General features: G+C 59.0%; 22 protein-coding genes. 4 read left to right on the plus strand and 18 right to left on the minus strand.

All coding sequences use genetic code 11. From position 1 onward, the window contains the following. Positions 1 to 45 precede the first annotated feature (45 nt). The 4 genes from NW804_RS00790 to NW804_RS00805 all read left to right on the plus strand — a co-directional run bounded on the left by NW804_RS00790 (position 46) and on the right by NW804_RS00805 (position 3,556). A complete protein-coding gene (locus NW804_RS00790; RefSeq protein ID WP_414346902.1) occupies positions 46 to 477 on the plus strand; it encodes an SHOCT domain-containing protein in 432 nt (143 codons plus the stop codon). Between the two features lie 475 nt (positions 478 to 952). Continuing rightward, the gene (locus tag NW804_RS00795) at positions 953 to 1,408 is read left to right on the plus strand and encodes a ubiquinol-cytochrome c reductase iron-sulfur subunit (RefSeq protein ID WP_414422619.1); all 456 of its coding nucleotides are present in this window, start codon (positions 953 to 955) and stop codon (positions 1,406 to 1,408) included. A 53-nt stretch (positions 1,409 to 1,461) separates the two neighbouring features. Then, a complete protein-coding gene (locus NW804_RS00800) occupies positions 1,462 to 2,583 on the plus strand; it encodes a glycosyltransferase family 4 protein (protein ID WP_414346900.1) in 1,122 nt (373 codons plus the stop codon). 97 nt (positions 2,584 to 2,680) lie between these two features. After that, positions 2,681 to 3,556 (plus strand): PRC-barrel domain-containing protein, encoded by an 876-nt coding sequence (locus tag NW804_RS00805; protein ID WP_414422620.1) that lies wholly within the window; start codon positions 2,681 to 2,683, stop codon positions 3,554 to 3,556. A 158-nt stretch (positions 3,557 to 3,714) separates the two neighbouring features. Here the strand turns inward: NW804_RS00805 and infA are convergent, their stop codons facing one another. From infA to rpsS, 18 genes are all read right to left on the minus strand, one after another. Continuing rightward, positions 3,715 to 3,942, minus strand: a complete 228-nt coding sequence (infA, locus tag NW804_RS00810; RefSeq protein ID WP_414394403.1) for a translation initiation factor IF-1 — start codon at positions 3,940 to 3,942, stop codon at positions 3,715 to 3,717. A gap of 126 nt (positions 3,943 to 4,068) precedes the next feature. Beyond that, a complete protein-coding gene (gene map, locus NW804_RS00815) occupies positions 4,069 to 4,887 on the minus strand; it encodes a type I methionyl aminopeptidase (RefSeq protein WP_414422621.1) in 819 nt (272 codons plus the stop codon). Continuing rightward, positions 4,884 to 5,465, minus strand: a complete 582-nt coding sequence (locus NW804_RS00820; protein ID WP_414422622.1) for an adenylate kinase — start codon at positions 5,463 to 5,465, stop codon at positions 4,884 to 4,886. The genes map and NW804_RS00820 overlap by 4 nt, the downstream gene beginning before the upstream one ends. Further along, complete coding sequence (gene secY / locus NW804_RS00825; protein WP_414394246.1) at positions 5,465 to 6,763, minus strand: preprotein translocase subunit SecY; 1,299 nt, start codon at positions 6,761 to 6,763, stop codon at positions 5,465 to 5,467. Before secY ends, NW804_RS00820 begins: the two co-directional genes overlap by 1 nt. Positions 6,764 to 6,845: 82 nt before the next feature. Further along, positions 6,846 to 7,313 (minus strand): 50S ribosomal protein L15, encoded by a 468-nt coding sequence (rplO, locus tag NW804_RS00830; protein ID WP_414394244.1) that lies wholly within the window; start codon positions 7,311 to 7,313, stop codon positions 6,846 to 6,848. Between the two features lie 9 nt (positions 7,314 to 7,322). Continuing rightward, complete coding sequence (gene rpsE / locus NW804_RS00835; protein ID WP_414422623.1) at positions 7,323 to 7,859, minus strand: 30S ribosomal protein S5; 537 nt, start codon at positions 7,857 to 7,859, stop codon at positions 7,323 to 7,325. An 18-nt stretch (positions 7,860 to 7,877) separates the two neighbouring features. Then, positions 7,878 to 8,246, minus strand: coding sequence for a 50S ribosomal protein L18 (gene rplR, locus NW804_RS00840; protein WP_414394401.1), 369 nt, complete (start codon positions 8,244 to 8,246; stop codon positions 7,878 to 7,880). A gap of 8 nt (positions 8,247 to 8,254) precedes the next feature. Further along, positions 8,255 to 8,800, minus strand: a complete 546-nt coding sequence (gene rplF, locus NW804_RS00845) for a 50S ribosomal protein L6 (RefSeq protein WP_414404822.1) — start codon at positions 8,798 to 8,800, stop codon at positions 8,255 to 8,257. 25 nt (positions 8,801 to 8,825) lie between these two features. Further along, complete coding sequence (gene rpsH / locus NW804_RS00850) at positions 8,826 to 9,236, minus strand: 30S ribosomal protein S8 (protein ID WP_414394238.1); 411 nt, start codon at positions 9,234 to 9,236, stop codon at positions 8,826 to 8,828. Between the two features lie 55 nt (positions 9,237 to 9,291). Beyond that, a complete protein-coding gene (gene rplE, locus NW804_RS00855) occupies positions 9,292 to 9,834 on the minus strand; it encodes a 50S ribosomal protein L5 (protein WP_414410320.1) in 543 nt (180 codons plus the stop codon). Positions 9,835 to 9,882: 48 nt separating this feature from the next. Continuing rightward, complete coding sequence (gene rplX / locus NW804_RS00860) at positions 9,883 to 10,281, minus strand: 50S ribosomal protein L24 (protein ID WP_414394234.1); 399 nt, start codon at positions 10,279 to 10,281, stop codon at positions 9,883 to 9,885. Then, positions 10,281 to 10,649, minus strand: coding sequence for a 50S ribosomal protein L14 (rplN, locus tag NW804_RS00865; protein WP_414394233.1), 369 nt, complete (start codon positions 10,647 to 10,649; stop codon positions 10,281 to 10,283). Before rplN ends, rplX begins: the two co-directional genes overlap by 1 nt. Beyond that, a complete protein-coding gene (gene rpsQ, locus NW804_RS00870) occupies positions 10,646 to 10,897 on the minus strand; it encodes a 30S ribosomal protein S17 (RefSeq protein ID WP_414394231.1) in 252 nt (83 codons plus the stop codon). Before rpsQ ends, rplN begins: the two co-directional genes overlap by 4 nt. After that, the gene (gene rpmC, locus NW804_RS00875; protein WP_414394229.1) at positions 10,897 to 11,133 is read right to left on the minus strand and encodes a 50S ribosomal protein L29; all 237 of its coding nucleotides are present in this window, start codon (positions 11,131 to 11,133) and stop codon (positions 10,897 to 10,899) included. The genes rpsQ and rpmC overlap by 1 nt, the downstream gene beginning before the upstream one ends. Before the next feature lie 15 nt (positions 11,134 to 11,148). Then, the gene (gene rplP, locus NW804_RS00880) at positions 11,149 to 11,625 is read right to left on the minus strand and encodes a 50S ribosomal protein L16 (RefSeq protein ID WP_414404826.1); all 477 of its coding nucleotides are present in this window, start codon (positions 11,623 to 11,625) and stop codon (positions 11,149 to 11,151) included. A 44-nt stretch (positions 11,626 to 11,669) separates the two neighbouring features. Continuing rightward, on the minus strand, positions 11,670 to 12,413 hold the full coding sequence (rpsC, locus tag NW804_RS00885; protein WP_414394225.1) for a 30S ribosomal protein S3: 744 nt from the start codon (positions 12,411 to 12,413) through the stop codon (positions 11,670 to 11,672). 32 nt (positions 12,414 to 12,445) lie between these two features. Then, positions 12,446 to 12,817 carry a 50S ribosomal protein L22 gene (gene rplV / locus NW804_RS00890; RefSeq protein ID WP_414394223.1) on the minus strand — a complete coding sequence of 124 codons (372 nt, stop codon included), beginning with the start codon at positions 12,815 to 12,817 and terminating at the stop codon, positions 12,446 to 12,448. A gap of 25 nt (positions 12,818 to 12,842) precedes the next feature. Then, positions 12,843 to 13,124, minus strand: a complete 282-nt coding sequence (gene rpsS, locus NW804_RS00895; protein WP_414394222.1) for a 30S ribosomal protein S19 — start codon at positions 13,122 to 13,124, stop codon at positions 12,843 to 12,845. Positions 13,125 to 13,164 lie beyond the last annotated feature (40 nt).

A 13,164-nucleotide genomic window follows, 5' to 3' on the forward strand; every position in this document is an offset into this window, starting at 1 on the left:
TTGGAAACTGCGCTAGCCTGGTGGCAGGTGTAGGTAGGGCAGAGCATGGCCGAGGGCCGAGAGGCGCCCCCACCGCCACGCCAGCGGCTGGTTCGCGAGGCAGCCGGTTGGTTGGCAGTGCTGGGGGTGGTGATCCCGGGATTGCAGCGCTTCTACATGGGCCACAAGCGCTGGGGGTGGGTGTACTTGCTGGTGGGGCTGATGGTGTGGGTTCCCTCTCTTCCCCTGCAGATCCTCAGCTATGGGCTGCGAGCTCTCTGCTTGCTGGAGGGCCTGTGGTTGCTCACCATGACCAATGAGGACTTCGATTTCCGCTTCAACCGGGATCTCCTCGAGCTGGAATGGACCAGTGCGAAAAGTCGGGAAGTCCGGGATCCCGAGCAGCAGTTGGAGATCCAGTGGAAGCAGGGCCTGCTCACCCGCGCAGAATATGAGGAACGCCGCCAACACCTTCGGGGGCATCCCAAAGGCCACTAGAGGTTGACCAAGAAAACTGGGTACAAGCCCCGCCCTTTAGGGCGGCTTTTGCTAGACTGCAACAGTCGCTCCATCCATTCATAAGAAGAGTGCAGCGTGCAGTCAAACGTATCTGGGCTCCGGCCCAGTAGTTGGGGTTATGGCATCCCCCATAGGGCCGAGGTTCAAACCTCATGCTCTTTCGCCTACGGCGGCGCGGAGCGCTTTGTAGCTCAGCCGGCAGGATTCATCCTGCTGTCTGAGAAAGAATCCCTGTCCTTTAGGGCAGGGAGAATGTCAATTTCGCGCTTTGGTTAACGACCTCATGCCCTCCCCAAAGGCAGGACACAACCGCGGGCCGCGCACACGGCGATTTGCAGAGCCTGCAAAAGTGCGGTTTGCGCTGGCTGAAGCCATAATTGGAAGGTGGCCTGCTGGCACCCCCTTGGGAAGGTTCCTGGCTGACGCTTCGCTTTGTCTTGAGGATCTAGTGGCCATGTATAGCAACCGTCGTGGTTTTCTGCGCTGGATAGCGCTTGGCTTGGGCGCGCTAGTGGGCCTGCTGCCTGCTTTGACGCGGCGCCGTTTCGACCGGGCCCTTGCGCAGGGCGCCCCTGCCAGTCCCAGGGCTGCTGAGCCGAAATTTGTAAAGGTTGCAACCCTTGCTGATCTGGAGAAAGGTCCCCTCAAGGTGAAAAACGCCTTCGGCAACAACACTGCCACGCTGTGGCTGGTCAAGGATCCCAAAAAAGCGGACTCGGTACTGGCTCTGGACGCAACCTGTCCCCACGCTGGCTGCGAGGTGGACTGGCGGGGCAAGAACTTCGTCTGCTCCTGCCATGGCTCAGCTTTTGCTGCTGATGGCAGCCGTATTCGCGGCCCAGCCGATGCCAACCTAACTGCCTACAAGGTTAAGGTCGAGAAAGAGGAAATCTTCGTGTCTAGAACCTGATCCCCCCCTCAGGGATTAACCCAGCTCAGCAAGGGGTTGGGCCGGAAGGCTGCATGGGTCGTCTTTACCGCTTCTTGTTTGTCTCCACCCCCGTTGGGCCTCTTGGGTCGGGGGCGGGCGGTGGGGTGGAGCTCAACCTTGTCAACTTGGCGCGTAGCCTGCTTGAGAGAGGGGCCCAAGTGCGCGTGCTAGCGCCTGAGGGATCCCACAGTGCTGACTTGCCGGAGGGAGTCATCGAGACCGTCCCAGGCCTCCCCCCGCCCTATGCCCAGAGCCAGCGCCGCGACCAGCCGGTCTGTTTTTCCACCCCTTCTCTGGTGGCCAACCTGTGGCAGCGAGCTGCCCAACTGCAGGAGCAGTTTGAGCTTATCGTGAACTGGAGCTACGACTGGCTCTCGTTCTACCTGACCGATTTTTTCCGCACACCGGTGGCCCATATCCTCAGCATGGGATCCCTTAGCGATGCTGTGGATCAGGTCCTGGAGCACATTGCCCATCGCTACCCAGGTCGGCTGGCGGTGCACTCGCGAGCCCAAGCCCAGACTTTTGCCTTTGCCCGCGCCCAGATGTCGGCAGGCCGGGATCCCTTTGTCTATTTGCCCTGTGGCGTCGACCTCAGCCGCTACGAGTTTGTGCCCAAGGGGAACGGATCCCTGTGTTGGATTGGCCGCATTGCCCCGGAAAAGGGCCTGGAAGACTGCGCCGCCCTGGCGGAGAAGACGGGAAGGCCAGTGCTGATCCTGGGCCACCTGCAAGACCCGGCCTACTGGCAGCAGATTCGGGAACAGTACCCACGGGCTCAATTGGACTACCGGGGGTTTTTGCCCACCTCCCAGCTGCAGCGGCTCTTGGGCCAATGCTCGGCCTTGATCATGACCCCCAAGTGGGTGGAAGCCTTTGGCCTAGTGGCGGTGGAAGCTTTGGCGTGCGGTGTGCCCGTGATCACCTACCGTCGCGGCGGGCCGGCGGAAATTGTCAGCGATGGAGAAACTGGCTGGGTGGTAGAGCCGGACGATGTGGCGGCCTTAGCAAGGGCCGTAGAACACTTGGATTGCATCGACCGCAGCCACTGCCGACACCACGCAGAACAGCACTATTCCCTCCAGGGCATGACAGAGCGGTTTTTAGCCTGGAGCAAGCAAATTGGCCGGGATCCGATCCCGGCAGCCCGCTAGAGAAGAGACGGGCAGTGGTACTATTGGATTTTGATGCCTGGGGCCGGCTGACCAGCCCACTCACGCCAACACTTCGACTTACGACGGGGAAACCACCATGACAACGGAGAAAGGATCTGTTGCGCTAGCACGACCAGAGGTTCGTCGGCGGTCACAGGTTCTGGGAACGCAGGTGATTAGCCAAGCCAATGGGGCCCGGCTCGGAGTGGTTAGCGAAGTTTGGGCAGATCTGGAAGCTAGGCAGGTCCTGGTGCTGGGGGTGCTGGAAAGAGCCTTTGCTGGATCGCCCCGTTTACTAGAGCTGCAGCAGGTCACAGCCCTAGGGCAAGACGCTATCCTCGTCCCCAGCGATGAAGTCTTCGAAGACTTGAATTTGGAGGGTCTCAGCCGGGTAGTCGGCAGCGAAGTGGTAACGGAAGAAGGGATCCGCCTCGGTAAGGTTAAGGACTTTGAGTTTAACTCTGTCTCTGGTCTAATCAGTGGCTTAATCCTCTCCAGCCTTGGCCTCACCTTTTTGCCTGGCTTTATCCTCAGCACTTATCTGCTTCCTGCTGATGAGATCGTCTCCGTAGGCGGCGATCGCCTCATTGTGGCTGATGGCGCTGAGACCCGCTTGACCCAACTGGCCAAAGGAATCTTGGAGACCCTGGGGCTAGGCAAGCCCCCCTGGCTAGCTGCAGGCGCCCCTGCCCCTGCCCTGCCTAGGTCTACCGCTGAGGCTGAGGCGGAGGAACGCTACGAGGAAGCCTACGCCGAGGAATACGCAGCGGAAGAGACGGAGGAAGAGGACGTCTACGCCGAAGCAGAGCCTGAACCCCCACCCCCTCGGCCCGCGTCCTCTCCTGTCTCTGAACAACCGGCGTGGGAACAGGAGTATCCCCAAGAAGAAACTTCCCCTCCTCCTCCTGAGCCAGCTCCCCCCCCCTCCAGGGATAGCGATCCCTGGGAAGAGAATGCTGGAGAACCAGCTTGAGCGGCCGAGTGGGTACCCACCTTACCTAGCAGTGGGCTGGGCTTCAGCAACCCCCAGGCAAACTGCCCTGGATGCACATAAGCAAAGCGAGGGGTTTGTGGAGATGACTGCCCCCTCGCGCTTCCTTCTCACCCGCCCCAGCAGGATCTGGAAAACACCTACTCATTTTTCTTAAGGCGGTAGGTAATCCGCCCCTTGTTGAGGTCATAGGGGCTGAGCTCCACCTTTACCCGGTCGCCGGGCAGGATCTTGATGTAGTTGCGGCGGATCTTGCCCGAGATGTGGGCGAGAACGTTAAAGCCATTGTCCAGGTCCACCCGGAACATGGCATTGGGTAGGGATTCCGTAACTACCCCTTCCACTTCAATAGCGTCTTCCTTAGCCAAGTAGCCCTCCTTCTCAGACAACGCAACTCTATGGCCCTCCCCTCTCCTGTTAAGAGGGGGTTAAGAGCCGAAACAATACTCCACCTCTTCTATCCTAGCTGTTGCAGTCCTTCATGGGGGAACTCTCTAGGACTGAAAGGGGGTGCGATCTGTCAAAATCTCAGCGCCGGCCTCGGTAACCAGAATGGTGTGCTCAAACTGGGCTGACCAGGAGCCATCCACTGTTACCACCGTCCAGCGATCCGGCAACACTCGCGTGGCCTCTCCCCCCGCAGTGACCATTGGCTCAATGGCCAGCGTCATGCCGGCGCGAAGCTTGGGATTGGGCAGCTCAGGGGTGCGGTAGTGAGGAAACTGCGGCTCTTCGTGCAAGTTGCGACCCACGCCATGGCCAACGTACTGCCTCACCACGGAGTAGCCCCGCTCCCGCACATAGTCTTCAATGGCGCCTGAGACATCTTGCAGCCAGACCCCATGGCGAACGTGCTCGATGCCTACCTGTAGGGCTTGGGCCGCTGTGTCGATGAGGTCGCGGGCGGCATCGCTGAGGGGCTCTAGGCCAATGGTGATGCAAGAATCCGCATGCCAGCCTTCCACCATGGCGCCAAAGTCCACCTTGACGATGTCTCCTGGCTGCACCACTTTGCGGGGGCTGGGGATCCCATGCACCACTTCATGGTTGATGCTGACACAGACGCAGGCGGGAAAGCCGTAGTAGCCCTTGAAGCTGGGCAGGGCATTTAACTCCGCTACCCGCCGCTCAGCGTAGGCATCGATGTCTGCGGTTGTCCAGCCCGGCTCCAGGCGCTCGGCAATTTCCTGCAGCACCTGAGCCACCACTCGCCCAGCCCGCCGCATCTTCTCCACTTCCCGGCGAGATTTGATTTCACCAAGCTGCAGGCCTCGCCGCGAAGACCCCAGCCCCGGCTTTCTGGCCTTGGTCATGCCGTCCTCCTACAGCTCTCCAAAAGGGCCTGTAGGTGCTGCTGGACCACTTCCATCGGCTGGTTGCCGTTAATCCGCCGCAAACGGCCCTTAGCCTCGTAAAAGTCGATTAGGGGAGCGGTTTGCTGCCGATACACCTGCAAGCGTTTGAGGATGACGGCCTCATCAGCATCGTCGCTGCGCCCTTGCTCCTTGCCGCGGGCCAACAGCCGCGCCACTACCACCTCGTCGGGCACTTCTAGGTTGAGGACGTGGTCGTAGTCTTGCCCCAGCTCCTGCAGCAGCTCTTCCAAAGCCTCTGCCTGCGCCAAGGTGCGGGGGAAGCCGTCTAGGATCCAGCCTTGCTCCGGCGACCGCTGCAACTGGCCTCTGACCATCCCAATCAACACCTCGTCGGGCACTAGCTCCCCTGCATCCATGTACACCTTGGCTTGCCGCCCCAGCGGAGTCTGGGCTTTGACCTCTGCCCGCAGCAGATCGCCTGTAGAAATTTTGAGTGTGTGGTAGATGGCTGACAGCCGCTCCGCCTGCGTACCCTTGCCTGCTCCTGGCGGTCCTAAAAAGATTAACCTCAGCACTACTGCTTGACCATCCCTTCGTAACGCTGCGAAATAACGTAAGTCTGGATTTGCTTGGAGGTTTCAATGGCTACCCCCACCAAAATGAGCAGCGAGGTGGCTCCCAAGCCTTGGAAAGTGGTAATGCCGGTTGCCCGCTCTACTGTCGTGGGAATAATGGCCACCGCACACAAAAACAAGGCCCCCAGCAGTGTCAGCCGGTTGAGGATCCCTTCGATGTACTCAGCCGTGGCCTTGCCAGGACGCACGCCTGGAATGCTGGCACCCAGTTTCTTCAAGTTCTGGGCCAGTTCTACTGGATTGATAATCAAGGAAGCGTAGAAGTAGCTAAAGAAGAGAATGAGCAGGAAGTAGAAGGGGATGTAAAACCAGGAGGTAGGGGAGAGGAGGTTGGCCACCTGAATTAAGGCTGGGCTCTGCGTATACTGGGCCAAAGCCCAAGGTAGAGACAGCACCGAGTAGGCAAAGATGATTGGCATCACCCCCCCCTGGTTAAGCCGCAGGGGCAAGTAGCTCTTCTGCTCGCGGAACAGCTTGTTGCCCACCTGGCGCTTGGCGTAGATGATGGGAATTTTGCGGCTGCCCTCCTGGACAAAGACAATGCCGACAATGGTGGCTAGGAAAACAGCCGTCAACACCAGGATACCCCCAATCGTGCTGCTGTCGGCGCGAACCAGGCTGATGGTTTGACCCAGGGCGCGCGGCAACGTGGCAACAATGTTAACGAAGATCAACAGCGACGGCCCACTGCCCACCCCCTTCTCCGTGATCATTTCCCCCAGCCACATGACAAACATGGAGCCTGCTGCCAGCGCCAGGGTGGTGGAGGCCATAAAGGCCAGCTCGTTGCTGGTATTGGCAAACTCCCGCACCCAGAAGGAGATGCCAATGCCTTGGATGATGGCCCAGAGAAGGGTGACGTAACGGGTGTACTGGGAAATCTGCCGCCGGCCCTGCTCCCCCTCGTTTTTCTGCAGGTTCTCCAAGGCTGGGATGGCTGAAACCAGCAGTTGCATGATAATCGAGGCGTTGATGAAGGGCAGGATGCCGAGGGCAAAGACCCCCAAGGCAGAAATGCCGCCCCCCGAGAAGATATCCAGAAAGCCAAACACTGGGCTGTTGGCCGCCTCAGCAGCAAAGCGAACTCGGTCAATGCTGGGGATGGGAATATAGATGCCCAGCCGCACCAACAACAACAAGCCCAGGGTCAGGAGCAGACGGCTGCGCAGGCCCGAGGCCATCGCCATCTGCATGAAAGTCTCTTGAGCGGAGGGAGTAGAGCCTCGTGTGTCAGCCATAGATTTAGCAAAGAGCCAGGTGAGCTACTTACCACTCTACGCTGCCGGTGGGGAAGTCGGCAAAACCAAAGTTGCCGCCAACCTAGGAGCGAGCGGGCCGGGATCCCACAATCTCCACTCGGCCTCCGGCGGCCTCCACTTTGGCTTTGGCCGAGGCAGTAATGGCAGCAGCCCGGATGGTCAGGGGCACGCGCACTTCCCCGTCCCCTAAGATCTTCAGCGGGCCGTCGTTGGTGGTCACGATCCCCAACTCCATTAGGCTTTCTAGAGTCACCTCGCTGCCAGCAGGCAGGGTTGCCAGAGCGCGCAGGTTAACCAGGGTGTACTGCGGGCGACGTACGTAGCGGGGGAAATGCTTGAGCTTGGGCAACCGCCGGTAGAGGGGTGTCTGACCTCCCTCAAAGCCTGGTCGAGGGCCTCCTCCGCTGCGGGCTTTTTGGCCTCGCATTCCCCTGCCGCAGGAACCTCCCTGACCAGCAGCAATACCACGGCCCAGCCGCCGCCGCCGCCGCTTCGAGCCTGGTTGGGGGCGAATATCTTCCAGTCGCATACTAACCTCCTACTGACTAAACAGGCGGCGCACGTCGATCCCTCTATCTTCAGCTACCTGTTCAAAGGTGCGCATCCGCCGCAGGGCGTCAATGGTGGCACGGGCGTTGTTGAGAGGGTTTCTGGAGCCTAGCTGCTTGGCCAAGGCATTGCGCACCCCTGCCAGTTCTAGAACGGCGCGCACCGCCCCCCCAGCAATGACCCCTGTGCCAGGAGCTGCCGGCATCACCAACACGGTAGCCGCGCCGCCAGAGCCTCGCATGGGGTGGGGTACCGACAAGCCCTTGGTCAGGGGCACCTCAATCAAGTGCTTTTTGCCGTCCACTACTCCCTTGCGCACTGCTCCGAGCACATCGTTGGCTTTGCCCACGCCAACCCCCACCTGTCCACGCTCGTTGCCCACTACAACCACCGCGCGGAAGCTCAGCTTTTTGCCGCCCTTGACCACTTTGGAGACGCGTCGGATCTGGATGACCCGCTCCTGCCACTCGCCGGTTTGTTCTTCGCGGCTCTTCTTGCTTCTGCGAGATTCTTTCTGCTCAGCCATATGCCGTTTTCTCAGAAACTAGAACTGTAGGCCTGCTTCTCGAGCAGCTTCTGCCAGGGCCCGAACCCGTCCGTGGTAGAGCTTGCCGCCGCGGTCGAAAACGACTCGAGAAATGCCTGCCTGGAGGGCTCGCTGAGCAACTGCACGTCCTACAATCGCAGCAGCCTCTCGGGTGGCTGTGCCAACCCCTTGGAACGCTCCCCGCAGCTCTCTGTCCAGGGTGGAGGCAGAAACCAGAGTACGTTGGGCTACATCGTCGATCACCTGAGCATAGATGTGGCGGTGGGATCGAAACACAGCCAAACGGGGCCGCTCGGGAGTACCGGAAATCTTGCGGCGAATGCGGCGATGGCGGCGTTGGGTTGTGAGTTTGCGGTTGGCTTTTATTTTCATGGCTATTTCTTCCCTTTGCCGGACTTACCTGCTTTGAGACGGATTTGTTCCCCGAGGTAGCGGATCCCTTTGCCCTTGTAGGGCTCGGGCGGACGCACAGCTCGAATGCGGGCTGCTGTATTGCCCACCAGTTCTTTGTCGATGCCCGAGACCACGATGACGTTGTTGCCTTCTACCGAAATTTGGATCCCGGGCGGGAAAGGGATCTCCACGGGGTGGCTGTAGCCGACGTTTAGGATCAACTTGTTGCCCTGCGTGGAAGCTCGGTATCCCACGCCCACCAATTCCAGCCTGCGCTCAAATCCCTTGGATACTCCATCGACCATGTTGGCAATCAAGGTGCGGCAGAGGCCGTGCAGTTGGCGGGCCGGGCGAGACTCGTTGACCCGGCTGACTAGGAGTCTTTGGTCTTCTTGACGCACGGCAATCAAGGGAGGCAAGGTGCGCAGTAGCTGCCCCTTTGGGCCTTTGACCGAGATCTGTTGACCCTCGATGTGAACCTCAACCTTGGGGGGAAGGGGAATGGGGCGTCTGCCAATACGAGACATGGAGGCACTCCTGACCAGAGAAACCTTAATAGACGTAGCAGAGCACTTCGCCGCCGATGCCCCGCTTGCGAGCCTCCCGGTCGGTCATGATGCCGCTGGAGGTGGAGATGATGGCAATTCCAATTCCTCCCAGCACCCGGGGCAGTTCTTTATGGCCGCAGTAAACCCGCAGGCCAGGCCGGCTTACCCGCTTGAGGCCATTGATGATGGGTCGGCGGTCTTTGCCTTTGCCTTTGTACTTCAACTGCAGCACAATCCGCGCTTGGATCCCTTCTCCCTCCTCCTTCCAGCTGCTGACAAAACCTTCCTCGTGGAGAACGCGGGCAATGCTGCGGGTCATGCGCGTGGCCGGGACCGCCACCGATTCGTGCCGAGCCATAGTGGCATTGCGAATGCGGGTGAGCATGTCGGCAATCGTGTCGTTGGTGTGGGCCATGGGTGGGTTAGTGCTCCTGGGAAGATAGTTGAGGGAATTGTGGGTAGGGGTAAGCCTAAGAGGCAAAGGGCATGCCAAACTCCCTAAGCAGGGCACGGCCCTCTTCGTCGGTCCTAGCGGTGGTGACAATGCAGATGTCCATGCCTCGAATCTGGTCAACGGCGTCGTAGTTGACTTCGGGAAAGATCAGTTGCTCGCGAATTCCAAGGGTGTAGTTGCCGCGCCCATCAAAGGATTTGGGGTTGACGCCGCGGAAGTCGCGAATGCGGGGCAAAGCCAGGTTGATGAGGCGATCCAAAAACGCATACATCCGCTCCCGCCGCAGGGTTACCATCAGGCCAACGGGCATGCCCTTGCGGATCTTAAAACTGGCAATGGCCTTCTTGGCGCGGGTAATTACGGGACGTTGGCCAGTAATGGCGCTAATTTCTGCAATGGAAGATTCCAGGGCCTTGGCATTTTGGGAGGCCTCTCCCAAGCCGCGATTGATGACAATCTTCTCCAAGCGAGGCACTTGGTGGATGTTGGTGTAGCCCAACTCCTTTTGCAGCTTGGGAACGATGACCGTGTGGTAGAGGACTTGCAGACGTTGGGGCATGGTAAGTTCTCCTTCCTGCTCTGGGCTGGGTCAGAGCTCTCGAAATCTCTAGTCAAGGATCTCGCCGGTTTTCTTGAGAACGCGGACTTTGCGGCCATCGGCGGTAATTTGGTAGCCGACCCGGCTGGCAACCTCGTGCTTTTTGGAATAAAGCATCACCTTGCAGGCGTGGATGGGTGCTTCTTTGGTCTCAATCCGGCCCTTTTCGCCTTCCCGTTGGGGCTTGCGGTGGTAGGTAACGATGTTAACTCCTTCCACCAAAACCATGTTGCGTTCAGGAAAGACCCGCAACACCTCGCCGACTTTGCCTTTGTCGTCACCCGAAATTACCTGGACGAAGTCCCCTTTTTTGATGCGCATCTTATAGCGCAGACTGTTGCGGTGCTTGCGAACGCCAGGTTGGCGGAGAAGTCGTCGGATTTGGCTGGGCTTAAGAGGGCGAACCATTACAGGACCTCCGGCGCAAGCGAGATGATCTTGGTAAAGTTTTTCTCCCGTAGCTCGCGGGCTACAGGGCCAAAGACGCGGGTTCCCCGGGGGTTGCCATCGTCGTTGATGATCACGGCAGCGTTGTCGTCAAAGCGGATGCAGGTACCATCAGGGCGGCGTACCGTGTCCACCGTGCGGATGACAACGGCCCTGACCACATCGGATTTTTTAACTGGCATGTTGGGCAGAGCCTCTTTGACAACACCAACAATCACATCGCCCAGGCTGGCATAGCGACGGCCGCTGCTGCCCAGGACGCGGATGCACATGAGTTTGCGGGCGCCGGTGTTGTCGGCTACCGTGAGCATGGTTTGCTGTTGAATCATAGCTTCTTCATCTCCCGTAGGATCTCAACCACCCGCCAGCGTTTGGTACGGCTGAGGGGACGGGTTTCGACGATGCGCACCAGATCCCCTTCTTGACAGCGGTTTTCCTCGTCGTGGGCCTTAAACTTTTTGGTTTTGACGACGATTTTGCCGTACTTTGGGTGGGCAACCCGGTTTTCTACGGCAACAACCACCGTCTTTTGCATCTTGTTGCTGACAACAACGCCAATCTTTTCGCGAGCAGGCATTACTCCTCCTTCTTGACCTGAGTTGAGGGCAAGGACTTGCCACGTTTGCGCTCTGCCTCCACGGTCAGCAGTTGAGCTAGCTTGTGCTTGCGCAGGCGAATGAGGTGGGGTTGAGTAAGCTGCCGTGTGGCTTGCTGCAGACGCAACTCGAACAGCTCTTTTTTGACGGCGTAGATCTCTTGGGCCAATTCTTCGTCTGATAGGGCGCGTGCATCGGCAATTTTGGGCATGGGCATGGTAACTTTCCTCCTCTAGCTAGCGCTAGCTGCTACTTCCGGAGATTCTGCAGTTGCTTCCTGAGCAGGTTCTGGCTTCTCAAAGTCAGCTTTGGTTACAAACTTAACTTTGATGGGAAGCTTGTGAGCGGCCAGGCGCATGGCCTCCCGGGCTGTTGCTTCAGGAACTCCCCCCATTTCAAAGAGGACGCGGCCTGGCTTGACGACGCAAACCCAGTACTCGGGGTTGCCTTTGCCGGATCCCATGCGGGTTTCGGCAGGCTTCCGGGTAACGGGCTTGTCGGGAAAGATGCGGATCCAGATCTGGCCTCCCCGCCGAACGTAGCGGCTCATAACCCGACGGCTGGCCTCGATCTGTCGTGCGGTAATCCAAGCGGGCTCTAGGGCCACAAGGCCATATTCCCCAAAGCTGATGCGGTTGCCACGGGTTGCCTTGCCCTTCATGCGCCCACGCTGCTGCTTGCGGTATTTGGTTCGTTTGGGGCTTAACATGGCCGCTCCTTGAGTAACTGCAGTAGGGGTTCCGCTCTTGGCCCTCAGACCTTGGCTGAGCGGTCTTCAAAAGTAGGCCGCCGCCGTTGCTGCCGACGCTTGGCCGGCTGCAAGGAAACTTTGGGTTCGAGACTTTCTTGGCCAGGAAGGATTTCTCCTTTGAAGACCCAGACCTTGACCCCAATGACGCCATAGGTGGTCTGAGCAACGCGCTCGGCATAGTCAATGTCTGCCCGCAGAGTCTGCAGAGGGATCCGGCCTTCCCGCGTCCACTCGCTGCGAGCAATCTCAGCACCGTTTAGCCGCCCGGCAACTTGAACCTTGATCCCTTGCACGCCAGCCCGCTGGGCTCGTTGGATAACCTGGCGGACAATGCGACGAAAGGCAATCCGCCGCTCCAACTGCTGGGCAATGTTTTCCGCCAACAACGTTGCCTCCGCATCAGGACGGGTAACCTCGACTACATTGATGCGGATGGTTCTATTGGGGCTGCCGCGCAGGCTTAGCTCTTTTTGCAAGCCCTGGCGCAGCTCTTCAAGGCCGGACCCCCCACGGCCGACCACGACACCCGGTCGTGCAGCTCGGATTTCCAGGTCGATCTGATCGGCTTTGCGCTCAATCTGAATGTCAGCTAGACCAGCGTTGCTCAACTTCTTGGTTACATAGGTGCGGATGAAATCGTCCTCCTGCAGCAGGGCTGGGTAGTGAGCTGGGTCGGCAAACCAGCGGCTGCGGTGTTCCTTGATAATGCCGAGGCGCAAGCCGAAAGGGTGGATCTTCTGGCCCATGGTACGCGGTTAAAGGGTAGAGGTCGGGAAATTTAGGGAGCCGTCTCCGCCTTAGCTTCTAGAGGCCGGACAGCAATGGTGATGTGGCAGGTGCGCTTGCGGATTGGGTAGGCCCGGCCCTGGGCGCGGGGGCGATACCGCTTCAGCGTCGGCCCCTGGTCAGCGTAGGCTTTGCTGATGACAAGATTGCGGGGATCCAGGCCGTTGTTGTGTTCAGCATTGGCTACCGCTGAGCGCAGCACCTTGCGCACCGGCTCGCAGGCAGCGTAAGGCATGAACTCCAGCAGAATTAAGGCATCGGCATAGGTGCGCCCCCGGATTTGGTTGAGGACGCGCCGCACCTTGTAGGGAGACATGCGAACGTAACGGGCTACCGCTTTAACTTCAGGGGAAGGATCGGCCATGGCGTTCTCCTCTTCCTTGCTGAATTCAAGAGCGGGCAGCTTTCTTGTCGCTGCCGGCGTGGCCGCGGAAGGTGCGGGTGGGGACAAACTCCCCCAGCTTGTGACCCACCATCTGGTCAGTGATGTAGATGGGCACATGCTGCTTGCCGTTGTAAACGGCAATGGTGTGACCAATCATCACAGGGAGGATAGTGCTGGCCCGCGACCAAGTTTTGATCATTTGCTTCTCATTGCGCTCGTTGAGCTTCTCGATTTTGCGAAGCAGCTTGGCATCTACAAACGGACCTTTTTTAAGAGAACGTCCCATAGGAGTTTCCCCCTCTAACAACTTGGTTCAAGCTCAAGCA

The organism is Synechococcus sp. WC10meta (assembly GCF_047461475.1).